The sequence below is a fragment of the Streptomyces sp. NPDC059861 genome (assembly GCF_042731435.1).
Classification (GTDB): domain Bacteria; phylum Actinomycetota; class Actinomycetes; order Streptomycetales; family Streptomycetaceae; genus Streptomyces.
The window spans coordinates 84,814-107,802 of the sequence record NZ_JBHWJQ010000020.1 but is presented as its reverse complement, the minus strand read 5'-3'; the positions used below and the strand labels follow the sequence as shown (position 1 = coordinate 107,802).

The 22,989-nt window shown below is 71.9% G+C and carries 20 protein-coding genes and 1 pseudogene; 16 read left to right on the top strand and 5 right to left on the bottom strand.

Annotated elements, in window-relative coordinates:
- Nucleotides 1–13: 13 nt before the first annotated feature.
- The 10 genes from ACFV6X_RS19430 to der all read left to right on the top strand — a co-directional run bounded on the left by ACFV6X_RS19430 (nt 14) and on the right by der (nt 9,307).
- Nucleotides 14–1,144 (top strand): segregation and condensation protein A, encoded by a 1,131-nt coding sequence (locus ACFV6X_RS19430; RefSeq protein WP_385385057.1) that lies wholly within the window; start codon nt 14–16, stop codon nt 1,142–1,144.
- Nucleotides 1,141–1,797, top strand: coding sequence for an SMC-Scp complex subunit ScpB (gene scpB / locus ACFV6X_RS19425; protein ID WP_365457862.1), 657 nt, complete (start codon nt 1,141–1,143; stop codon nt 1,795–1,797). The genes ACFV6X_RS19430 and scpB overlap by 4 nt, the downstream gene beginning before the upstream one ends.
- Nucleotides 1,797–2,867, top strand: coding sequence for a pseudouridine synthase (locus ACFV6X_RS19420; RefSeq protein WP_385385054.1), 1,071 nt, complete (start codon nt 1,797–1,799; stop codon nt 2,865–2,867). The genes scpB and ACFV6X_RS19420 overlap by 1 nt, the downstream gene beginning before the upstream one ends.
- Nucleotides 2,868–2,934: 67 nt before the next feature.
- A complete protein-coding gene (locus ACFV6X_RS19415; RefSeq protein WP_385385053.1) occupies nt 2,935–3,654 on the top strand; it encodes an NUDIX domain-containing protein in 720 nt (239 codons plus the stop codon).
- A complete protein-coding gene (locus ACFV6X_RS19410) occupies nt 3,651–4,673 on the top strand; it encodes an ADP-ribosylglycohydrolase family protein (RefSeq protein WP_385385051.1) in 1,023 nt (340 codons plus the stop codon). The genes ACFV6X_RS19415 and ACFV6X_RS19410 overlap by 4 nt, the downstream gene beginning before the upstream one ends.
- Before the next feature lie 119 nt (nt 4,674–4,792).
- Nucleotides 4,793–5,155 (top strand): chorismate mutase, encoded by a 363-nt coding sequence (gene aroH, locus ACFV6X_RS19405; RefSeq protein WP_365457874.1) that lies wholly within the window; start codon nt 4,793–4,795, stop codon nt 5,153–5,155.
- Nucleotides 5,152–6,237 carry a prephenate dehydrogenase gene (locus ACFV6X_RS19400; RefSeq protein WP_385385049.1) on the top strand — a complete coding sequence of 362 codons (1,086 nt, stop codon included), beginning with the start codon at nt 5,152–5,154 and terminating at the stop codon, nt 6,235–6,237. Before aroH ends, ACFV6X_RS19400 begins: the two co-directional genes overlap by 4 nt.
- Before the next feature lie 114 nt (nt 6,238–6,351).
- On the top strand, nt 6,352–7,032 hold the full coding sequence (gene cmk / locus ACFV6X_RS19395; RefSeq protein WP_385385046.1) for a (d)CMP kinase: 681 nt from the start codon (nt 6,352–6,354) through the stop codon (nt 7,030–7,032).
- The gene (locus ACFV6X_RS19390) at nt 7,029–7,700 is read left to right on the top strand and encodes a lysophospholipid acyltransferase family protein (RefSeq protein WP_385385043.1); all 672 of its coding nucleotides are present in this window, start codon (nt 7,029–7,031) and stop codon (nt 7,698–7,700) included. The genes cmk and ACFV6X_RS19390 overlap by 4 nt, the downstream gene beginning before the upstream one ends.
- Nucleotides 7,701–7,822: 122 nt before the next feature.
- On the top strand, nt 7,823–9,307 hold the full coding sequence (der, locus tag ACFV6X_RS19385) for a ribosome biogenesis GTPase Der (protein WP_385385041.1): 1,485 nt from the start codon (nt 7,823–7,825) through the stop codon (nt 9,305–9,307).
- Between the two features lie 210 nt (nt 9,308–9,517).
- Here der and ACFV6X_RS19380 read toward each other — a convergent pair whose 3' ends face one another.
- Together ACFV6X_RS19380 and ACFV6X_RS19375 are read right to left on the bottom strand one after the other, a co-directional pair.
- A complete protein-coding gene (locus ACFV6X_RS19380; protein WP_385385038.1) occupies nt 9,518–9,895 on the bottom strand; it encodes a hypothetical protein in 378 nt (125 codons plus the stop codon).
- A 132-nt stretch (nt 9,896–10,027) separates the two neighbouring features.
- Complete coding sequence (locus ACFV6X_RS19375) at nt 10,028–10,804, bottom strand: hypothetical protein (protein ID WP_385385035.1); 777 nt, start codon at nt 10,802–10,804, stop codon at nt 10,028–10,030.
- Nucleotides 10,805–11,350: 546 nt separating this feature from the next.
- On the opposite strand from ACFV6X_RS19375, the gene ACFV6X_RS19370 reads away from it, so the two are divergent.
- The 4 genes from ACFV6X_RS19370 (at nt 11,351) to ACFV6X_RS19355 (ending at nt 16,221) form a co-directional block, all read left to right on the top strand.
- Nucleotides 11,351–12,001, top strand: a complete 651-nt coding sequence (locus tag ACFV6X_RS19370; protein ID WP_385385032.1) for a transglycosylase family protein — start codon at nt 11,351–11,353, stop codon at nt 11,999–12,001.
- Between the two features lie 142 nt (nt 12,002–12,143).
- On the top strand, nt 12,144–12,746 hold the full coding sequence (locus ACFV6X_RS19365) for a transglycosylase family protein (RefSeq protein ID WP_385385030.1): 603 nt from the start codon (nt 12,144–12,146) through the stop codon (nt 12,744–12,746).
- Between the two features lie 246 nt (nt 12,747–12,992).
- A complete protein-coding gene (locus ACFV6X_RS19360) occupies nt 12,993–15,161 on the top strand; it encodes an acyltransferase family protein (RefSeq protein WP_385385027.1) in 2,169 nt (722 codons plus the stop codon).
- A 10-nt stretch (nt 15,162–15,171) separates the two neighbouring features.
- On the top strand, nt 15,172–16,221 hold the full coding sequence (locus ACFV6X_RS19355) for a helix-turn-helix transcriptional regulator (RefSeq protein WP_385385024.1): 1,050 nt from the start codon (nt 15,172–15,174) through the stop codon (nt 16,219–16,221).
- On the opposite strand, the pseudogene ctaD reads toward ACFV6X_RS19355, so the two are convergent.
- A pseudogene (ctaD, locus tag ACFV6X_RS19350) lies at nt 16,109–17,791 on the bottom strand (cytochrome c oxidase subunit I); the annotation flags it as partial. The gene ACFV6X_RS19355 and the pseudogene ctaD overlap by 113 nt on opposite strands.
- 441 nt (nt 17,792–18,232) lie before the next feature.
- On the opposite strand from ctaD, the gene ACFV6X_RS19345 reads away from it, so the two are divergent.
- Nucleotides 18,233–18,442, top strand: a complete 210-nt coding sequence (locus tag ACFV6X_RS19345) for an I78 family peptidase inhibitor (protein ID WP_365448235.1) — start codon at nt 18,233–18,235, stop codon at nt 18,440–18,442.
- A gap of 98 nt (nt 18,443–18,540) precedes the next feature.
- Here the strand turns inward: ACFV6X_RS19345 and ACFV6X_RS19340 are convergent, their stop codons facing one another.
- A complete protein-coding gene (locus ACFV6X_RS19340) occupies nt 18,541–19,581 on the bottom strand; it encodes a phosphatase PAP2 family protein (protein ID WP_385385021.1) in 1,041 nt (346 codons plus the stop codon).
- 240 nt (nt 19,582–19,821) lie between these two features.
- Entirely contained in the window at nt 19,822–21,063 is a 1,242-nt protein-coding gene (locus tag ACFV6X_RS19335; protein ID WP_385385018.1) for a mannosyltransferase family protein, read from the bottom strand.
- Between the two features lie 262 nt (nt 21,064–21,325).
- Here ACFV6X_RS19335 and ACFV6X_RS19330 point away from each other — a divergent pair, with 262 nt between their 5' ends.
- On the top strand, nt 21,326–22,972 hold the full coding sequence (locus ACFV6X_RS19330) for an MFS transporter (protein ID WP_385385015.1): 1,647 nt from the start codon (nt 21,326–21,328) through the stop codon (nt 22,970–22,972).
- Nucleotides 22,973–22,989 lie beyond the last annotated feature (17 nt).

The following is a 22,989-nucleotide window of genomic DNA, read 5'->3' as shown; positions in this document are numbered from 1 at the left end:
GCCTGCGGGGGCTATGACCTCGAACGGCTCCCCCGTCCCGCCCTCCGGCCCGGCCGGCCGCCGGCGTGCGCTCGGGAGGGGGCCAGGGGCTCCGGCGGCACCTGCCGAGGCGCCGGTCCCGGTAGTGGCACCGCCGCCCGAGGCGGAGCCCGAGGTCGTCGACGTCCCCGAGTTGGTCGACGTCCCCGAAGCTGTCGACGTCGCGGAAGCCTTCGCGCCGGAACCCGAGCCGGAACTCCCAGGTCCCGCGGAAACCTCAAGAACCGCGGAGCCCACGCGCCCCGTGGAGCCCGTCGAGGGCGAGACCGGCGGCTTCAAGGTGCGGCTGGCGAACTTCGAGGGTCCCTTCGACCTGCTGCTCCAGCTGATCTCCAAGCACAAGCTCGACGTCACCGAGGTCGCCCTGTCCAAGGTGACCGACGAGTTCATGGCGCACATCCGGGCCATGGGGCCGGAGTGGGACCTGGACGAGACGACCGAGTTCCTGGTCGTCGCCGCCACCCTGCTCGATCTGAAGGCCGCGCGGCTGCTGCCCGCCGCCGAGGTGGAGGACGAGGCCGACCTGGCGTTGCTGGAGGCCCGCGACCTGCTGTTCGCACGGCTGCTGCAGTACCGCGCGTACAAGCACGTCGCCGACATCTTCAACAACCGCCTCGACGAGGAGGCCCGCCGCTACCCCCGTACCGTCGGCCTCGAACCGCAGCACGCCGAGCTGCTCCCCGAGGTCGTCATCAGCATCGGCCCGGAGGGGTTCGCGAAGCTCGCGGTCAAGGCCATGCAGCCGAAGCCCAGGCCGCAGGTGTACGTCGACCACATCCACGCGCCGCTGGTGAGCGTGCAGGAGCAGGCCGGGATCGTCGTCGCGCGGCTGAAGGAACTCGGCGAGGCCAGCTTCCGCTCGCTGGTCGAGGACACCGACGACACCCTCACCGTCGTGGCGAGGTTCCTGGCGCTGCTGGAGCTGTACCGCGAGAAGGCGGTGGCGCTGGAGCAGGAGACCGCCCTCGGTGAGCTGCTGGTGCGCTGGACCGGCGGTGAGCAGGACGCCGCTCCGATGGTGACCGACGAGTTCGACCGGCCGCCCGCGCCGCCCGAGCGGGCCGAGCGGGCCGAGCAGCCCGAGGAGCAGGAGGAGAACGCGTGAGCGAGGAGACCACCGAGCTGCCGGCCGGGCTGCGCGCCGTCGCCGATCTGGAGCTGCGGCCCGCGCTGGAGGCCGTGCTCATGGTCGTGGACGAGCCCGCGACCGTGGAGCATCTCGCGAAGATACTGGACCGGCCCAAGCGGCACGTCGCCCGTGCGCTGCGCGAGCTGGCCGACGAGTACACGGCGCAGGGGCGCGGCTTCGAGCTGCGGCTCGTCGCAGGCGGCTGGCGCTTCTACACCCGGCCCGAGTACGCGCCGGCGGTCGAGCGGCTCGCCCTGGAGGGCCAGACCGCCCGGCTCACGCAGGCGGCGCTGGAGACGCTCGCGGTGGTGGCGTACCGCCAGCCGGTCAGCCGTAGCCGAGTCTCCGTGGTGCGCGGAGTGAACTGCGACGGCGTCATGCGCACCCTGCTCCAGCGCGGTCTCGTCCAGGAGGAGGGCACGGAACCCGAAACAGGTGCGATCCTGTACACGACGACGAACTACTTCCTGGAGCGGATGGGCCTGCGCGGCCTGGACGAGCTCCCGGAGCTCGCGCCCTTCCTCCCCGAGGCGGAGGCGATCGAGGCCGAGACGCAGGAAGGCGTGCCGTCGTTCGATCCGGACGCTCCGGATTCCGAGGACGCAGACGACAAGACGACGGAACTTTGATGCGAAGCAGCGGCAGTGGCAAGAGTGGCGGGACCGGCGGACGCGGCAACTACCGCGGTGCCGGTGACAACCGGGACCAGCAGGGGCAGGGCCGCCCCCGCAAGCCCCGTCCCGAGGAGCGCCGCTACGACGTGGGGCCCGGGGCGACCAAGGACGGCCCCAAGGCGGGACGCGGCGGCGCGGCCCGCGGTGGCGCCAAGGGCGGCCCGAAGCGGCCCCAGCAGGACGGCGGCCGTACGGCCCCCGCGCGCTCGCGTGAGTACGAGACGCGCACCGAGGAGCGCAACCGGGAGCGGTACGCGGGCAAGGAGGGCGTCAAGCTGCCCAAGACCTTCCCCGGCGCCGAGCAGGAGGGCGAGCGGCTCCAGAAGGTGCTCGCGCGTGCCGGCTACGGCTCCCGACGCGCCTGCGAGGAGCTGATCGAGCAGGCCCGGGTCGAGGTCAACGGCGAGATCGTGCTGGAGCAGGGCAAGCGCGTCGACCCGGAGAAGGACGAGGTCAAGGTCGACGGCCTGACCGTCGCGACCCAGTCGTACCAGTTCTTCTCGCTGAACAAGCCCGCCGGGGTCGTCTCGACGATGGAGGACCCCGAGGGGCGCCAGTGCCTCGGCGACTACGTCACCAACCGGGAGACGCGGCTCTTCCACGTCGGGCGGCTCGACACCGAGACCGAAGGCGTCATCCTGCTCACCAACCACGGCGAGCTGGCCCACCGGCTGACCCACCCCAAGTACGGCGTGAAGAAGACCTACCTCGCGCACATCGTCGGCCCGATCCCGCGCGACCTGGGCAAGAGGCTCAAGGACGGCATCCAGCTGGAGGACGGCTACGCGCGCGCGGACCACTTCCGGGTCGTCGAGCAGACCGGCAAGAACTACCTCGTCGAGGTCACCCTGCACGAGGGCCGCAAGCACATCGTGCGCCGCATGCTCGCCGAGGCCGGCTTCCCGGTCGACAAGCTGGTGCGCGTCGCCTTCGGCCCGATCACGCTGGGCGACCAGAAGTCGGGCTGGCTGCGGCGGCTGAGCAACACCGAGGTCGGCATGCTGATGCAGGAAGTGGATCTGTAGGCGGCCACCTTGTGAGGGGCGGCCACCCCCTTTATAGTCAGTAGGACTATTAAGGGGGTGGTGCTGCATGCGGGGCTACGACAAGTACGCGTACGAACCCTTCGCGGTCACCGTCGACCTGGCCGTCCTCACCATCCGCGCCGGCGCGCTGCACGTGCTGCTCGTCGAGCGCGGGCAGGAGCCGTACGCCGGCCGCTGGGCCCTGCCCGGCGGCTTCGTGCTGCCGGACGAGTCCGCCGAGACGGCCGCCCGGCGCGAACTCGCCGAGGAGACCGGCCTGTCCGACGTCTCCGGCCTGCGTCTGGAGCAGTTGCGGACCTACAGCGAGCCGGACCGCGACCCCCGTATGCGAGTCGTGTCGATCGCCTTCACCGCGCTGCTGCCCGACCTTCCCGAGCCGCTCGGCGGCGGCGACGCGGCGCAGGCCCGCTGGGTGCCGTACGGCACGGCCCGGCCGCTGGCCTTCGACCACGACCGGATCCTGGCCGACGCGCACGACCGGGTCGGCGCCAGGTTCGAGTACACCGGCCTCGCCACCGCCTTCTGCCCGCCCGAGTTCACCCTCGGCGAGTTGCAGCAGGTCTACGAGGCCGTCTGGGGCACCCCGCTCGACCGGCCCAACTTCCGGCGCAAGGTGCTCGCCACCCCCGGCTTCGTCGAGCCGGTCCCCGGCGCCGCGCGCCTGACCGGTGGCCGCGGCAAACCCGCCGCCCTCTACCGCGCGGGCGGCGCCGCCGCACTGCACCCGCCCCTCCTCCGCCCGTCCCGGGAAGGACGCCCCGCATGACCTCCACCACCGTCCGCAAGCGCGCCGCCACCGGCTCCCTGCTGGGTCTCGCCCTCGGGGACGCGCTCGGCTTCCCGACCGAGTTCGACAACGTGCCGTCGATCCTCGCCAAGTTCGGCCCCTGGCGGCAGATGGAACTGCCCACGCCGGCGATGGTCACCGACGACACCCAGATGACGCTGGCGCTGGGGCGCGGGCTGCGGACGGCCATGGACCGCGGGGTGCTCGGACCCGCCGGACTGGCCGGGCCCGTACGGCAGGAGTTCATCGCCTGGAACCGCTCCCCGGAGAACAATCGGGCCCCCGGCAACACCTGCATCCGGGCCTGCGTCCTGCTGGAGCAGCCGGACCGGCCCTGGCAGGACGCCAGCCAGATCCACTCCAAGGGCTGCGGCGCCAACATGCGCGTCGCACCGATCGGCCTGATCGCCGGACTGAGCGACGAACAGCGCGCGGGCGCCGCCCAGTTGCAGGCAGCCCTCACCCACGGGCACCCGACGGCGCTGGCCGCCTCCGACCTCACCGCGCACGCCGTACGCCTCCTCGCGCAGGGCACCGAGCCGACCGGACTGGTCGGGCTGCTGCGGTCGTACGCCTACGAGAACCGCGACCGCTACCACGAGCGGTGGCTGGGCGATCTGTGGACGAGGGCGGAGGACGCCACACCGGAGCGGTTCATCGCACGCGGGTGGGACGAGTGCCTGGAGGTGCTCGACCGGCTGCGGGACGCCGTGCGGTCGTTCCCCCCGGAGAGCGACCCCTGCCTCGCCACGGGGGAGGGCTGGATCGCCGAGGAGGCGCTGGCCACCGGACTGCTGTGCTTCCTGCAGTTCGTGGACGAGCCCCTGACCGCCCTGCGCCGTGCCGCGTGCACCTCCGGTGACTCCGACTCGATCGCGTGCCTCGCCGGGGCCTTCGCGGGCGCCCACCTGGGCGCCGAGGCCTGGCCGGCGGAGTGGGCGGACCGGATCGAGTACCAGAGCGAACTGGTGACGCTCGGCGCGCTCTGGGACCACTGAGGTCGCCGGCCCCTCTCCTGTTCGCCGTCTCAGCGGGCGAGCGCCCCGTACCCGCCCGTGGCGGGCTGACTAGGCTTGACGGACGGAGAGCCGATGTCACACACCAGCAAGGAGCAGCCGTGGCGGTACGAGCGGTCCGGGGCGCCGTCCAACTCGAACGGGACGAGGCCGGCCACATGGACGAGCAGGTCGGTGCCCTGCTCACCGCCGTCCTGGAGCGGAACGGGCTGACCGCCGACGACCTGATCAGCATCTGGTTCACGGCCACGCCCGATCTGCACAGCGACTTCCCGGCCGCCGCGGCCCGCAAGCTCGGCATCCTCGACGTGCCGCTGATCTGCGCCCAGGAACTCGACATCGAGGGCGCGATGCCCCGCGTCGTCCGGGTGCTGGCGCACATCGAGTCCGACAGGCCGCGCAACGCCGTGCAGCACGTCTACCTCGGCGCCGCCGCCGCCCTGCGCAAGGACATCGCCCAGTGAGAACCGCACTCGTCATCGGCACCGGGCTGATCGGCACCTCCGCCGCCCTGGCCCTCGCCCAGCGCGGCGTGGTCGTCCACCTCGCCGACCACGACCCCGAGCAGGCCCGCACGGCGGCCGCGCTCGGCGCCGGCACGGAGGAGGCGCCCCAGGGGCCCGTCGACCTCGCGATCGTCGCCGCCCCGCCCGCGCACGTCGCCACGGTGCTGGCCGACGCCATGCGGCGCGGCCTCGCGCACGGCTACCTCGACGTGGCCAGCGTCAAGGGCGGCCCGCGCCGTGAGCTGGAGGCACTCGGGCTGGACCTGACCCGGTACCTCGGCACGCACCCCATGTCCGGCCGGGAGAAGTCCGGCCCGCTGGCCGCGACCGGTGACCTCTTCGAGGGCCGCCCCTGGGTGCTCACCCCCACGAGGGACACCGACACCGAGGTGCTGAACCTCGCCCTGGAGCTGGTCTCGCACTGCCGCGCCGTGCCGGTCGTCATGGACGCCGACGCCCACGACCGGGCCGTCGCGCTGGTCTCGCACATGCCCCACCTGGTCTCCAGCATGGTCGCCGCCCGTCTGGAGAACGCCGAGGAGGCGGCCGTGCGGCTGTGCGGCCAGGGCATCCGGGACGTGACCAGGATCGCCGCCTCCGACCCGCGCATGTGGATCGACATCCTCTCCGCGAACCCCGGCCCGGTCGCCGACCTGCTCGGCGACGTCGCCGCCGACATCGACGAGACCGTCCGGGCGCTGCGCGCCCTGCAGTCCTCCGACGAGGCCAAGCGGCGCGAAGGGACCGACGGCATCCAGGACGTGCTGCGGCGGGGCAACGCCGGGCAGGTCCGCGTTCCCGGCAAGCACGGGTCCGCGCCGCGCGTGTACGAGGTCGTCGCGGTGCTCATCGACGACCAGCCGGGCCAGCTGGCCCGTATCTTCGCGGACGCGGGGCAGGCCGGGGTCAACATCGAGGACGTCCGGATCGAGCACGCCACGGGACAGCAGGCCGGTCTCGTGCAGCTGATGGTGGAGCCGAGGGCGGTGCCCGTGCTGACGGCCGCGCTGCGGGAGCGGGGCTGGGCGATCCGCCAGTAGGGCGCCCGCCCGTCGCCGGGCAGGTGGGCCGGACGAGTGACCCGCACCCAGTAACCTTGTGCGGGGCACCGTCTCGCCCCCAGATCGCCACCCCGGCCCAGGAAGGTCCCCACAGTGGAAAGCGTCCCGGCAGTGATTGTCGCCATCGACGGCCCCTCCGGCACGGGCAAGTCCAGCACGTCGAAGGCGGTGGCCGCGCGGCTCGGCCTGAGCTACCTGGACACCGGTGCCCAGTACCGGGCGATCACCTGGTGGATGGTGACCAACGGCATCGACGTCGCCGACCCGTCGGAGATCGCCGCCGTGGCCGGCAAGCCGGACATCGTCTCGGGCACCGACCCGGCCAACCCGACGATCACGGTCGACGGAGTGGACGTCGCCGGCCCGATCCGCACCCAGGAGGTCACCTCCGAGGTCAGCGCGGTCAGCGCGGTGCCCGAGGTGCGCGCCCGGATCACCGAGCTGCAACGCACGATCGCGACCGACGCGGAGCAGGGCATCGTCGTCGAGGGCCGCGACATCGGTACGACGGTGCTGCCGGACGCCGACCTGAAGATCTTCCTCACCGCCTCCGCGGAGGCCCGCGCCGCCCGGCGCAGCGGCGAGCTGAAGAACGCGGACGTGCACGCCACCCGCGAGGCGCTGATCAAGCGGGACGCCGCCGACTCCAGCCGGAAGACCTCGCCGCTCGCCAAGGCCGGCGACGCGGTCGAGGTGGACACCACCGACCTCACGCTGCAGCAGGTCATCGAGCGCGTCGTGGGCCTCGTCGAGGAGAAGCGGGCGGCGAAGTGACCGAGGCACCGTCCCTGCGGGGCGCGGAGGTCGGCCGGCGCATCGGCCTCCCGCTGATGCACGCGCTGTGGCGGCCCCGGGTGCTCGGTGCCTGGAAGGTGCCGGCCAGCGGCCCGGTGATCCTCGCCGTCAACCACTCCCACAACGTCGACGGCCCGATGGTGATGGGCGTCGCGCCCCGGCCGGTGCACTTCCTGATCAAGAAAGAGGCGTTCGTCGGCCCGCTCGACCCGTTCCTGACCAGGATCGGCCAGGTCAAGGTGGACCGGCAGAGCGCCGACCGCACGGCGATCAGCCGGGCGCTGGACGTGCTGTCGGCCGGCGGGGTGCTGGGGATATTCCCGGAGGGCACCCGGGGCGAGGGCGACTTCGCCTCGCTGCGTGCCGGGCTCGCCTACTTCGCCGTGCGCAGCGGCGCCCCCGTCGTCCCGGTCGCCGTACTGGGCAGCTCGCAGCGGCGGGGACGGCTGGTCAAGGCACTGCCTCCGCTGCGGCAGCGGATCGACGTCGTCTTCGGCGAACCGTTCGAGGCGGGCGACGGGAGCGGACGGCGTACGCGCACGGCGCTGGACGAGGCGACCGAGCGCATCCAGAAGCAGCTCACCGAGCACCTGGAGCTGGCCAGACGGCTCACCGGCCGGCTGTCCGTCCCCGGGAGCCGGTCCTGAGGCCCGGGGACGGGCCGGAAAACGTCAGGCGCCCGGCCGGGCGCTGGGCGACACTGAGTAGTGGATCACCCTGAACCGGGTGCTCCACCGATCACCACGATGAACGACGAGGTACGGACTTCATGAACGACCAGATCCAGCCCGACGGCTCGGACGCGTTCGAGCACGATCACGGGGCGCTCGGCGACGCCGAGTACGCGGAGTTCATGGAGCTCGCCGCCGAAGAGGGCTTCGACCTGGAGGAGGTCGAGGGCGCCATCGAGGCGGCCGGGCACGGACCGCTGCCCGTCCTCGCCGTCGTGGGCCGCCCGAACGTCGGCAAGTCGACCCTGGTGAACCGCATCATCGGCCGCCGCGAGGCAGTCGTCGAGGACAAGCCGGGCGTCACCCGTGACCGTGTCACCTACGAGGCCGAGTGGGCGGGCCGCCGCTTCAAGGTCGTCGACACCGGCGGCTGGGAGCAGGACGTCTTCGGTATCGACGCCTCCGTGGCCGCGCAGGCCGAGTTCGCCATCGAGGCGGCCGACGCGGTCGTCTTCGTGGTCGACGCCAAGGTGGGCGCCACCGACACCGACGAGGCGGTCGTACGACTGCTGCGCAAGGCCGGCAAGCCCGTCGTCCTGTGCGCCAACAAGGTGGACGGCCCGAGCGGCGAGGCCGACGCGTCGTACCTGTGGTCCCTCGGCCTCGGCGAGCCGCACCCCGTGTCGGCGCTGCACGGCCGCGGCACCGGCGACATGCTGGACGCGGTCCTGGAGGCGCTGCCGGAGGCACCGCGCCAGAGCTTCGGCGGGGCCGGAGTCGGCGGCCCGCGCCGCGTCGCCCTGATCGGCCGTCCGAACGTCGGCAAGTCCTCGCTGCTGAACAAGGTGGCGGGCGAGGAGCGCGTCGTCGTCGACGAACTCGCCGGCACCACCCGTGACCCGGTCGACGAGCTGATCGAACTCGGCGGCAAGACCTGGAAGTTCGTCGACACGGCGGGCATCCGCAAGCGTGTCCACCTTCAGCAGGGCGCCGACTACTACGCCTCGCTGCGCACCGCCGCCGCCGTGGAGAAGGCCGAGGTGGCCGTTGTGCTCATCGACGGCGCCGACTCCATCTCGGTGCAGGACCAGCGGATCGTCACGATGGCCGTGGAGGCGGGGCGCGCGATCGTCATCGCGTACAACAAGTGGGACACCCTGGACGAGGAGCGCCGCTACTACCTGGAGCGGGAGATCGAGACCGAGATGGGCCAGGTCGCCTGGGCGCCTCGTGTCAATGTCTCGGCGCACACCGGCCGGCACATGGAGAAGCTGGTCCCGGCGATCGAGACGGCCCTGGCGGGCTGGGAGACGCGCGTCCCGACGGGTCGGCTGAACGCCTTCCTCGGCGAGCTGGTCTCCGCCCATCCGCACCCGGTCCGGGGCGGCAAGCAGCCGCGCATCCTGTTCGGTACCCAGGCCGGCACGAAGCCCCCGCGGTTCGTCCTCTTCGCCTCCGGTTTCATCGAGGCGGGCTACCGGCGCTTCATCGAGCGCCGGCTGCGTGAGGAGTTCAGCTTCGAGGGCACGCCGATCCACATCTCGGTGCGGGTGCGCGAGAAGCGCGGCGCGAAGAAGAAGTAGGAACAGCAGGAGGGGGGGCCCCCGCGGGGGGCGCCCCCCCACAATACCCCGCGGGGGGCGGGGGGCCGCGCGGGGGGGTGGTTGAAACCCGGGGGGTGGTGCGGCCCCAGCGGCCCCCCCGATCCCCTCCTGGGTGGGGGGCGCAGCTTCGCGCGGCGATAATATCAACTACCACCCGCCGGGGGGGCCCCCCCGGGGGGCCCCCCCCTCTCAGATTCCCCGGCGGGGGCCGGGTGGCAGCGCGGGGATGTGATGCATCCCGGTGGAGTGCTGCTGCCCGAGCGTGCCGACCCGCTGCCAGGTCGGCTGCTGCCCACCGCTGTGCCGGGTGGTCTGCGCGCCCGCGCTGTAGGCGCCGTACGAGCCGCTGTGCGCGTCCGGGCCCTGCGGGAGGATCCCGAACGCGGTGAACCCCAGGTTCTCCTCGCCGCGCCGGTCTCCCGGCAGCGCACGGAAGGACTTGACGTACTCGGCGTAGAGCGCGTCGTAGATCGGCGTGGCCGATGGCCCGCAGGAATGATCCTGGCCGGACCGAGCGGACGGGATCGGCTGCAAGGACTGGCGGCGGGGAACGTCGTATGCGTGCACGTATGTCCAAACGACCCCGAGCGGGAAGGGATGCGGTCGCGGCACCGCCTCACGGGGCGCGGCGAACGGCGCGCCCGGCCACGGACGACCCGCACCCGCCGACGCTCCTCACCACCCGGACGACGCCGGGTGTCAGGTCCCCGCGAGCGGCAGCACGCTCGCGACCAGCTTGCCGCCCGCCGCGGCCTTGTCCAGCGCGTCCCGCAGGAGGTCCTCGCGGGGCTGCCGTCCGATGGAGCCGACCGGCGCGGCGAACATCAGCACCTGCTGGTGCTTGTTCGCGGCCGCTCGCCAGCCCTCGGTGACCTGCAGCGGCTGGTGCGCCTGCCACCACGCCACCGGCTGCCCGCCGTTCATCCCGGGCTGGAGCACCGCGTGCAGCTGCCCCATGGCGAGCAGCACGGACCAGCCGTGCAGCACCGGCGGTACGGAGTTCAGCTCGGTCACCGGCATGAAGCCCTGCTCGATCAGCAGCGGCAGGAAGTCGTCCCCGGCGGCGATGGAGCCGGGGCGCACGATGGGGCCGGTGGGCTCGACGACCAGGGCCGGGTGCAACTCACCGGCGATCAGGACGAGGCCGCTGGTCACGCCGAGCACCGCCTGCTCGACCTTCGCGGGCTCCAGGTCGGCGGAGTCGCCGCTGATGGACCTCACGGCGCCCTGCAGCTGCTCCTCGGTGACCTGGACGACCTGCGAGGGCAGGCAGCCGGCGTGGGCGAAGGCGAGCACGGCGGTCTCGTCGCCGATGAACAAGACGGTGCTGGTGCGCTCGTGCTCGGAGTCGCCCGGGGTGCGGCAGGACGTGCAGTCGTAACTGCCCGGGGCGTTGTCTCCGGCGAGCAGCCGGTCGGCTTCTTCGTCGCCGATCTCGGCGCGTACCTCGTCGCTGACGTCGAGCATGCGCGGCACGGGTGGCTCCCTCGGGATGCGGTGCGTGGCGAGGCCGGGTGGCTCCCGGCCTGTGGGCCGGGGTGCGTCCCCGGCTCATGAAGAAGACAACGGCCGAGCTGTGGCGGTAGTCACGCTGCTGGGCGAACGGAATCGAACCATCCACCGCACACGGTCACGACCGGCATGAAATCGAACACACTGCGTCAAGTGGTCGTCACCGTAAGGGACTTGAGTCGGTGAGGTGGGTCACAGCATGAAGGCAGGCGTGGTCGACAAATCCTGAAATCGGCGAATGAAATGGGTGGCCGAAAGTATCCGCTACCTCGGGTAACCGTGAACTGGCCTGGAGCGACAGGCAGTTGGTTGAACCCGGCTCGGCATGCTCCGTACATTCCTGCGCCGTGTGCATCGAGCACCGCTCGGGTACGTCCACCGGCCCGGGCCGGCCGCAGCAGGCCGGTCCACAGCACCACCTCCGGCGGACGGGGCCGGCGCGACCACCACGTCCTCGCGTGGGAGGCGCGCCCGGCCTGGGGGACCCCGGGTACGTGGAGAGGGAATTACATGTCCGAATGTGCCGATACCACCCGCGAGAACGTTCGTAAGGCGCGTACGACGGCGGTTCTCGCCGGGGCGGCCCTGCTGGCCCCGCTCGGGCTGCTGGCCGCGAGCGGCACCGCCACGGCGGCGGACGGCGGAGTGTGGGACCGCATCGCCCAGTGCGAGAGCGGCGGCAACTGGCACATCAACACCGGCAACGGCTACTACGGCGGCCTCCAGTTCTCCGCCGACACCTGGCGCGCCTACGGCGGCACCGCGTACGCCGCGACCGCCGACCAGGCGTCCAGGGAACAGCAGATCGCCGTGGCCACCAAGGTCCAGGGCGCCCAGGGCTGGGGCGCCTGGCCGACCTGCTCGACGCGCGCCGGGGCGTACGGCGGAGCGCCGGCCGCACCTGAGGCGTCCGCCGGGAACTCGGCCCCGCCGCAGTCCCCTCCGTCCCGGTCGGCGCAGCCCGCGCAGGAGCCGGCGCGCGAGTCGGGGCACGCCGACCGGGACGCGTCCCGCGGTGACCACACCGTCCGCCAGGGCGACACGCTGAGCGCCATCGCGGCCCGCAACGGCACCACCTGGCAGCGGCTCTTCGCCGCCAACAAGCACGTCATCGGCGGTGATCCCGACGTGATCGTGCCCGGGCAGCGCCTCGTCCTCTGAGCCGCGTCCGCCTGACCGCGGCACGGGGCGACGCCCGTGAACGCAGCACGGGGCTCCGCCCGGTCCGCCGACCGGGTGGGGCCCTGGCGCGTACCGGGCGCGGCTCGGCCGGCCCGCGCGGCACGCTGCCTAGCGTGATCCGATGAACAGAAAATCACTCACGCTCGGCCTCGCCGCTGCCCTGCTCACCGTCCTCGCCCCCGTCGCCGCCCAGGCGGCACCCCCGGCGTCGCCGGCGACCGGGCCGACCACCCTGCGCTCGTCCCTCGCGTGCGCCGACGACCAGTGGCCCTGGGGCTGCGTCGCCAAGTGCGAGAGCGGCGGACGCTGGAACCTCAACACCGGGAACGGCTACTACGGGGGCCTGCAGTTCTCCCAGCCCACCTGGAAGGCTTTCGGTGGCCTGAAGTACGCCCCGCGCGCGGACCTCGCCACCCGGGCGGAGCAGATCGCCGTCGCGCGGGAAGTGGTCGCCGAGCAGGGATGGCAGGCCTGGCCGGTCTGCGCGCAGCGCTACGGCCTCAAGGGCCGCTGGTACACCGTCAAGCGCGGGGACACGCTGTCCTCGATCGCCGCCGAGTACCGCATCGGGGGCGGCTGGAAAGCCCTCTACGACGCCAACAAGCAGACCATCGGGCCAAGTCCCGGGCGGATCGAGGCCGGCATCACATTGATCATCCCGGGCAGCGCGGCCCGTACGCAGGACGCCCTCGCGGTGTTCGGCCCGCCGCTCGCCGTTCGCTGAGCGGGACCGGTTCTCGGAACCCTGGTCGCCGTGCGGCGAACCGCGGACGTGCCTCGACTGGTCCGCAAGGCCTAAGGTGTCCAATGCCGTTGGTTTCGATTCAAACCCGGTTCACCTGCTCGTTATGCTGATGTGATGGCAACGTCATGACTCGCGGACCCGGTCGAGGGTAAGTTCGATCGTCCGGCTCCGGGGCGACAACCAGCGCCGGCCGGGTGACGCCCCACGAGCAAGGAGATTTCCACGGTGCCCGTCCGCCGCCTCGTGCATCCCCCGCGGCCCAGTTCCGATGACGTTCCGTCCCTTCCGAGACCACGGGACGGTGCTCCCGGGGACCACGGGAAGCCGCCGGCTCCTGCGGCGGGCGGTGCGGGACTCAGGCTCGACATCCAGGGCCTGCGCGCCGTGGCCGTCACGCTCGTGGTGCTCGGTCACTCAGGGGTGTCCTCGGTGGCCGGCGGATTCGTCGGCGTGGACGTCTTCTTCGTGATCTCCGGATTCCTGATCACCTCGCTGATGCTCCGCGAGTGGGGCCGCGACGGCCGGATATCCCTGGGCCGTTTCTACGCCCGCCGCGCGCTGCGCCTGCTGCCCGCCTCCACCCTTGTGGTGCTGGCGACGCTCGCCGGTTCCTGGCTCTTCCTGGGGCCGCTGCGCTTCGCGGACTACGCCAAGGACGCCATCGCCTCCGCCTGGTACGTCGTCAACTTCCGGCTGGCCGAGGTGGGGACGGACTACTTCAACACGGACGTGCCGCCCTCTCCGTTCCAGCACTTCTGGTCGCTGGCGGTGGAGGAGCAGTTCTATCTGATCTGGCCCATCGTGCTGATCGTCGGGCTCAAGCTGTTCCGGCGCCGGGTGCTGCTCGCGATCCCGTTGCTCACGCTGGCCGTCGCCTCCTTCGCCCTGAGCCTCCACCTCACCGAAACCTCCCCGTCCTGGGCCTACTTCGGTTCGCAGGCGCGGATCTGGGAGCTCGCGGTGGGCGCCCTGCTGGCTCTCGCGGCGCACCGCCTGGACGACATCCCGCGCCCCGTCGCGGCCGTCGTCAGCTGGGCCGGTCTGGCCGCCATCGCCTACGCGGCCGTCTCCTTCGACGAGAGCACCCCCTTCCCCGGCTACAACGCCGTGATCCCGGTCTTCGGCGCCGCCGCCGTCCTCGCCGGAGGAGCCGCGGCCGGCCGCTGGGGCGCCGGCGCGGTCCTCTCCCTGCGCCCCGCCGTCTGGATCGGCGGGATCTCCTACGCCTGGTACCTCTGGCACTGGCCGCTCATCATCATCGTCCCGGTCGGGTTCGGCGAGAACGACGGACCGCTGCGGCTGATCGCGGCGCTCGGCGGCATCGTCCTGGCCTGGGCCACCCTCCACCTGGTGGAGAACCCGATGCGCTTCCACCGCGCGTTCAAGGCCCGGGCCCGCCGTGGTCTGTCGCTGGGTCTCGGCCTGTCGGCCACGGCGGCCGCGGCCGCGGTGCTCGCCGTGCAGTTCCCGCCGACCCTGAGCGAGGGCGTGGCCCGGCCGGACACCAAGGAGACCATCGCCGGCGCGTCCGACCCCCGCGCCGCGTTGACCGAACTGCTGCGGCAGCCGGTGGAGAAGCTCCCGTCCAACCTCACGCCGCGCATGCGGGACACGGCCTACAAGCGGTCCGCGGTCTACACCGACGACTGCGCGCTGACCATGACCGGGACGGTGCAGACGCAGCCCTGCCTGTACGGCGACACCGACGCCGAACGCACCGTGGTCCTCTTCGGCGACTCGCACGTCGCGCAGTGGTTCCCGGCGCTGGACGCGATCGCCCGCAAGCACCACTGGAAGCTGTACTCGCTCACCAAGAACGCCTGCAAGATCTCCCAGATCACCATCGAGTGGAACGGCGGCCCGTACTCGACCTGTGACGACTGGCGTGCGGTCACCATCGAGAAGATCCGCGAGATGAAGCCCGAACTCGTCATCACGTCGAGCTCCAACTCGGCGAAGCTGTACGGCGAGGGCGACATGGCCGAGGTCTGGGGCAAGGGCCAGGCCGAGACGTACCGGATGCTCCAGGAGGGCGGCACCCGGGTGCTGACCGTGCTGGACACTCCCTGGCCGAAGAACAACGCGGTGGACTGCGCGGTGGCGCACCCGGACACCCTGAGCGACTGCGCCCGGCACCGGTCGCAGGCCGACCGCAAGCCCGAGGTCACCCAGGCCATCCGGGAGGCGGCCGCCGCCGAGGACGTGACGATCCTCGACCCCTACGACTGGATCTGCGCCCCGTCCGGCACCTGCCCGACCGTGGTCGGTAACACCATGGTCTACCGCGACTTCGGTCACCTGGCGGACGGCTATGTGGAGGCGCTCACCCCGGTGGTGGAGGACTACCTGCTGGAGCTCTACGGCGAGGACCTGAGCCGGCGCCCGGGTGCGTGACTCTCGCCCCATGCTGGAAACCTCCGCCCGTCTGCTGCGCCTACTGTCCCTCCTGCAGGCCCACCGTGACTGGTCCGGCGCCGAGCTCGCCGCACGCCTCGGCGTCACCCCGCGCACCGTGCGCCGGGACGTCGACCGGTTGCGCGAGCTCGGCTACCCGGTCGACGCCAGCCCGGGCACGGGCGGGGGCTACCAGCTGGGCGCGGGTGCCGAACTGCCGCCGCTGCTGCTGGACGACGACGAGGCCGTCGCGGTCGCCGTCGGCCTGCGCACGGCCGCCGGGCAGGGCGTCGAGGGCATCGACGAGACCTCCGTGCGGGCGCTCGCCAAGCTTGAGCAGGTGCTGCCGAACCGGCTGCGCCGCAGGGTGGGCGCGCTCAACGCCTTCACCGTGCCCCTGCTCAGGGGCCCGCGGGCCGTCGTCGACCCGGCCGTGCTCACCGAACTGGCGGGACTGTGCCGGGACGCCGAACGGCTGCGCTTCGCGTACCGCTCGCACGACGGCACCGTCACCCGCCGCACCGTCGAACCCCATCGCCTGGTCTGCACCGAGCGCCGCTGGTACCTGGTCGCCTGGGACCTCGACCGCGAGGGCTGGCGGACGTTCCGCGTCGACCGCGTCACGCCGAAGCCGCCGCACGGCCCGCGCTTCATACCCCGTACACCGCCCGCCGAGGACCTGGCCGCCTACGTCTCCCAGGGCGTCTCCACGCGCGCGTACGCCACCCAGGCCGTCGTACGGCTGCTGGTGCCCCTCGCGGAGGCGGCCGAGCGCATCTCGCCGTCCGACGGGACGCTGGAGCCCGACGGCGACGACGCGTGCATCCTGCGCACCGGGGCGGCGAGCCTGGACGTGATGGTCATTCACGTGATGCTCATGGGCTTCGAGTTCGAGGTACTGCGACCGGCGGAGCTGACCGAGGCGGCCCTCACGGCCGCCCGGGACCGCCTGAGCCGGGCTCTGGAACGCCCGGCTCCTGTAGGACATGACGCTCGGCGTACTCCGGATGGTGCAGGTCGAACGCCGGGGAGTCGGAGCGGATCCTCGGCAGCGCCGTGAAGTTGTGCCGCGGGGGCGGGCACGAGGTCGCCCACTCCAGGGAACGGCCGTAGCCCCAGGGGTCGTCGACCCCGACCTTCGTGCCGTACTTGGCGGTCTTCCAGACGTTGTAGAGGAACGGCAGCGTCGACAGGCCGAGCAGGAACGAGCCGATCGTCGAGACGGTGTTCAGGGCGGTGAAGCCGTCGGCGGCCAGATAGTCCGCGTAGCGGCGGGGCATGCCCTCGGCGCCCAGCCAGTGCTGCACCAGGAACGTGGTGTGGAAGCCGACGAACAGCGTCCAGAACTGGATCTTGCCGAGCCGTTCGTCGAGCATCTTCCCGGTGAACTTTGGCCACCAGAAGAAGAAGCCCGCGAAGATCGCGAAGACGACGGTGCCGAACACCACGTAGTGGAAGTGCGCCACCACGAAGTACGAGTCCGTGACGTGGAAGTCCATCGGCGGCGACGCCAGGATCACCCCGGTCAGCCCGCCGAACAGGAACGTCACCAGGAAGCCGACCGACCACAGCATCGGTGTCTCGAAGGACAGCGAGCCCTTGAGCATGGTCCCGGTCCAGTTGAAGAACTTCACACCGGTCGGCACGGCGATCAGGAAGCTCGCGAAGGAGAAGAACGGCAGCAACACAGCGCCGGTCGCGAACATATGGTGCGCCCACACCACCACCGAGAGACCGGTGATCGCCATCGTCGCGCCGACCAGCGCCCCGTAACCGAAGATCGGCTTCCTGCTGAAGACCGGGATGATCTCCGTGACGATGCCGAAGAACGGCAGCGCGATGATGTAGACCTCGGGATGCCCGAAGAACCAGAAGAGGTGCTGCCACAGCAGCGCCCCGCCGCTCGCCGCGTCGAAGACCTGGCTGCCGAACCGTCGGTCCGCCTCCAGCACCAGCAGCGACGCCGCGAGCACCGGGAACGCCAGCAGGATCAGGATCGACGTGAACAGCGTGTTCCAGGTGAAGATCGGCATCCGGAACATGGTCATGCCGGGGGCGCGCATCCCGATGATCGTCGTGATGAAGTTGACCGCGCCGAGGATCGTGCCGAACCCGGACAGCGCCAGCCCCATGATCCACAGGTCGGGCCCGACGCCCGGCGAGCGTTCCAGGCTGTTCAGCGGCGCGTAGGCGAACCAGCCGAAGGCGGCCGGTCCGTCCGGCACGAGCAGCGAGCCCAGCACGATCAGCCCGCCGAACAGGAACAGCCAGTAGGAGAGCATGTTCAGCCGCGGGAACGCCACGTCGGGCGCGCCGATCTGCAGCGGCATCAACTCGTTGGCGAAGCCCGCGAAGCTCGGCGTCGCGAACAGCAGCAGCATGATCGTGCCGTGCAGCGTGAACAGCTGGTTGAACTCGTTGTTGCTCACGATCTGCAGTCCCGGCCGGGCCAGCTCCGCGCGCATCACCAGCGCCATCGCCCCGGCGATCAGGAAGAAGGCGAACGACGTGATCAGGTAGAGATGCCCGATCTTCTTGTGGTCGGTGGTGGTCAGCCAGTCGACGATCACCCGGCCGGGCCGCCGGGCCGCTACGGGTCGTCCTGTCGCCGGTACGGTCTCCGTCCGCATCCTGTGCTCGCCCCTTCACTCCACAACGTCCCGGGCCCGCCGAGCCCGCGCCACGGGTGCCCGCGAGCCTGGGCCATGATGCTCGCGCCGCCGCGGCAGCGACAGGGGACGTATGGGGATCGTGTGCGGAATACATGTGTTTCCTGTGCCGTTCCGCCGTCTCGCGGACCGGGCCCGAATCGGAAAGGAAAGGCGCTCGCCGGACCGCCCAGGGCCAGTCCTCCGCGAGCTTTCCGCCGACAATTCGGAGTGCCGTGCCGACACGCGGGAATTGCGTTCGAATACGTGCGTAAGGCGTACGGAACCGCCCGTCCGTGTGATCAAGTCACACGGAAACGCATGTCGTGGTCCTGTGACAGAAGTGTGACCGGAGGGGGACCAGTGACGGACGGTGCACGGCTCGCACTTCCCCGCCCGCCGCACAGCGCCTAGCGTGGCGGTATGGCACCGTTCTCGACATCCGAACCCGATGACGACCCCGAGACCTACGTCGGCCTCGCCCAGGCCGACGCCGAGGCACGCGCGCGTGGGCACGGCTGGACGACGGTGCGCTCGCTGCCGCCGGGGGCGATCATCACCATGGAGTACCGGGTGGGCCGGCTGAACTTCGAGGTGAAGGACGGCACCGTGGCGCGGGCCTGGAAGGGCTGACCGTAGACGGACACGGACACGGACACGGACACGGACACGGCGAAGGCCCCGGTTCTGAGAGGGAACCGGGGCCTTCGCCGTGCGTCCGTCCGTGCCGGTCAGCCGCCCGTGACCGGGCGGGCCGCCGGTGTCGAGCCGCGTGTGACGCGCTCGGGGTGCGCGGGGCGGCGGCTGCCCGCCGGGGCACCCGGCGTGCGCTCCGAACGCGTGGTGTGCGGGTTCGGCGTCCGGAAGATCGACGCGCGGGGGGCGCGAGCCGTCGGCTGGGAGACGGTCTCGCGCGATGGTGCCTCCTCCTCGGCCGCCGCGAGCGGGGTGACCGCGACCGGCGCCGTGGCGGGCACCGGCGTGGGCCGCGGCGCCGTCCGGCGCGCACCCGCGAGCAGGCGGTCGCGCACCTCCAGCAGCCAGGCCTCGGCGTGAGCGATCGGCGGCTCGAACCACGGCAGCCCCAGCAGGATCAGCAGCCCCGCCGCCCAGCCCAGCAGTACATCGCTCAGCCAGTGCGTACCGAGGTAGACGGTGGTCAGGCCGACGCTGAGCGAGAGCACGGCCGACAGGGCCGACAGCCAGCGCCGGGCCCGCGGCGAGGTGGCCAGGTAGGCGAGGATGCCCCAGGTCACGACGGCGTTCGCGGTGTGACCCGAGGGAAATATGTCACTGCCGGCTTGGAACCAGTGCCACATCTCGTTGGAGCCGACCTCGGTCGCGTAGTGCGGGCCCGAGCGGCCCAGGCCGTACTTCACGGCGCCGACCGTCACGTTCAGCAGCAGCAGCGCCGCACCGAAGGCCAGCAGCGGCCGCACGGTGTGCTGCCGCCAGGAGCGCCAGCCGAGCCAGGCGGCGACCATCACGGCGGTCGGGCCGCGCTGGCCGAGGACCACCCAGTAGTCGAGGAACGCGTGGATCTCGGGCCACTGCTGGTACGGCCGGAAGAGCATCGCCTGCCAGTCGAACCGGACCAGCCACGAGGAGGTCACCACGGCCAGGACGATCGTGAGGTAGAAGGCGAGAGTCGCGCCGAAGAGCACCACCCGGTGCCGCGTCATACGCGGCACGTCAAGGGCCGGCCGCTCGGGTTCACGGTCCAGCCGGGCGAAGATCCGGTCGAGCCGGGTCAGCTTTGGTTCGGTACGCACCCAATCGACGTTACAGCGAGTGAGCTCAGTTCCCCGTCGAATCACCGGGGTTGTAATGACGATGTGATGTGGGATTGCTCTCAGGAACGGGTTTATCTCCAAGGAATCCGGCAATAGGCAGGTCCGCTTCCCTTCATTTCCTTTGATCATTCCAGTGGGGGTGTTTTAGGCCGCTTGTGTAATCGTTCACCCGAACATCCGAAGGAATTCTCCCTGGGCTCACCGACCGTCCGAAGCGGCTCACGGCGGACCGGAACCGTTCAGCCAGAACGCTCCGTACACCGCGGAGGCCACCGCGACGCCGCCGACGACCAGTGCCGACGCGGTGGTCCGCAGCCGGGCCAGGGCGAGGGCGAGCGGCAGCAGCAGGGGGAACGCCGGGAGCAGCAGGCGCGGCTTCGAGCCGAAGTAGCTCGACGCACACAGGGCGAGGGCGGTGACGACCCCCGCGTAGACCAGGAGCGGGAGCGGCTGGCGCTGCCGGACGCAGACGACATAGAGGCAGATCACCAGGGCCACCCCGATGATCAGCCCCAGGGCGGCCAGGGCCGAGGGGAACGACGTGAACTTTTCGGCGATGAAGCGGGCGAACGCGTATCCGCCGTCGAAGCCGTTGCGCCAGCCCGCCTGGACGTCGAGATAGCCGAGCGGGCCGGCGCCGGTGCGGTGGCCGACCCACAGGACGTACGCGGCGGCGCCGAGGGGCGCGAGCAGCATGCCGAGGGCGCGTCGCCAGGCCCGTGCGCCCACCTGGGGCAGGTGGTGGGTCGGGGAAGGGGCGTGTCCGTCCGGGAGCGCGCCGGGTTCGGGCGCCGTGCTCCGGTGGTGCGCGGATGGAGCAGTGCCGGCCCGCTCCCGGAGGAAGGCGGCGATGGCTGCCGCCCAGACCGCCGCGACCACCGCGAGGCCCACCGGCCGGGTCAGACCCGCCAGCAGAGCCAGGGTTCCCGCGGTGAGCCAGCGGCCGGTCAGGACCGCGTACAGCGACCAGGCGGCGAGCGCGGTGAACAGGGACTCGCTGTACGCCATCGACTGCACGATCCCCACCGGGAGCACCGCCCACAGCAGCACCGCGCAGACACCCACCCGCCGCCCGTACAGACGGGCGGCGACCGCGAAGATCCCCCAGGCCGCGGCGAGCGAGGCGAGCAGGCTGACGACGAAGCCGGCGCCGGCGTACGACAGCGGTGTCACCGCGTGCAGCAGCCGCTCCAGCCAGGGCAGCAGCGGGAAGAAGGCGAGGTTGGAGTGGATGTCGCCGTCCGGCAGCCGCACCTCGTAGCCGTACCCCAGCTCCGCGACCCGGGTGTACCAGAGGGAGTCCCAGCGGGCGGTCAGCAGGGTGAACCCGCTCTTGTCGCGCGCGGCACTCCAGACGGCCAGCACCACCAGGCCCAGGGCGCGGACGGCCGCGTACCCGAGCAGGGCCGGGGCCGCTCCTGCGAGTCTCCGGGGGGCCACGCGTGTCTCAAGATCGGTCACGGGCTCGATTATCGACGGCGGCCGGAACCGGACCGACGGCCCCGGCGTGGTGGACGGGGAGAGTAGTGGCGCACGCCACACTGTTACGCCAAATGTATGAGAGGTCCGCCACGCGACCCCGGCGGGAACTCGCGTACGCTGACGTGTCACTCGCCGTTCGTTGCGCGGGCCGGAGACCACCGCTCCTCTCCGGCCGAGTCCCGGGAGGTCCCCCGCCCCCGTGAGCCCGCCGAACGCGAGGGAACATCTGGGAGGTACGTACATGTCCGGGACGACCACGGCTGCCGTCGGGCTGCGCCGTCGGGCGGCCGGGGCCGGTGCCAACCGCTGGGTCGTTCTCGTGGTCCTCTGCACCAGCCTGCTGCTGGTCGCGGTCGACGCGACCGTGCTGCACGTAGCGGTGCCCGCCGTCACCGAGGACCTCCGGCCCAGCGCGATAGAGCTGCTCTGGATCGTCGACACCTACCCGCTCGTCTGTGCCTCGCTGCTGATCCTCTTCGGCACCCTCGGCGACCGGGTGGGCCGCAGACGGATCCTGCTGCTCGGATACGCCCTCTTCGGTGTCGCCTCCGCGGTGGCGGCCGTCGCCCAGGACCCGCAGCTGCTGATCCTGGCCCGGGCGCTGCTCGGCGTCGGCGGCGCGATGATCATGCCCGCGACGCTGTCGATCCTGCGGCAGGTCTTCCCCGGCCGGCGCGAGCGGGCGCTCGCCATCGGCATCTGGAGCGCGGTGGCCGCGGTCGGCGCGGCGGTCGGCCCGCTGCTCGGAGGCTTCCTCCTGGAGCACTTCTGGTGGGGGTCGGTCTTCCTCGTCAACATCCCGCTGATGCTGGTCAGCCTGCCGGTGGGGCGGCTTCTGCTGCCCGAGTCGACGGGCAGCGGGGACGGGCCCTGGGACGTGGTCGGCGCGCTGATGGCGGCGGCCGGCCTGTTCGGCGTGGTGCTCGGGGTCAAGCGGCTGGGCGGCGGGGAGCCGGCCGGCAGCCTGCTCACCGTGGTGCCGCTGCTCGTGGGCGCGTCCCTGCTCGTGCTGTTCGTACGGCGACAGCGGCGCCGCAAGCATCCGCTGGTGGACCTGAGGATGTTCGCCCGGCCGGCGTTCAGCACGTCGGTCGGCTGCATCGTGTTGGCGATGCTCGCCCTGGTGGGGCTGGAGCTGATCGCGGCGCAGTATCTGCAGCTCGTGCTCGGGCTGTCGCCGCTGGAGACGGGACTGAGACTGCTGCCGCTGACCGTGGCGGCGATGGCGGCGGGACTGTTCGGGGCGCGGATGCTGCGGCGGTTCGGGCCGCGGCGGATGGTCTGTACCGGGTTCTGCCTGACCGCGCTGGCGGTCGTGCTGCTCACGGCGATGGGACGGGAGGACGACGCCCCGTTGATGCTCGCCGGGTTCGTGCTGCTCGGGTTCGGGCTGGAGACGACGCTGTTCGGGGCGTACGAGTCCATGCTGAGCGAGGCCCCGGCGGAGCAGGCGGGCGGCGCGGCGGCGATAGGGGAGACGTCGTACCAGCTCGGGGCGGGGATCGGGATCGCGCTGCTCGGCACGGTGATGAACGTGGCGTACGCCCCCGGGCTGTCCGCCGTGCCGGGCGTCCCGGCGGCGGCGTCGGCCGCGGCGGGGCATTCACTGGGCGAGGCGTACGACGTGGCCGGGGACCTCGGCGGCTCCGCCGGGGTGGCCCTGCGGCGTGCGGCCCGGGACAGCTTCGTGCACGGACTGCATGTGACGTTGCTGGTCAGCGCGGGGTTGCTGCTGATGGGGGCGGTGATGGCGCTGCGGTTGCCGCGTCTCATGCACTGCGACACGGGCGCCGCGGAGGTGCCCTCGCCCCGTACCGCCCCCGCGCCCGCCGCCCCCGCACGCCCCGTGCCCCTGCGCTCCGAGGTGGACGTCGCCCGCCGGGGTTGATCGGCACCGTCGGCCGA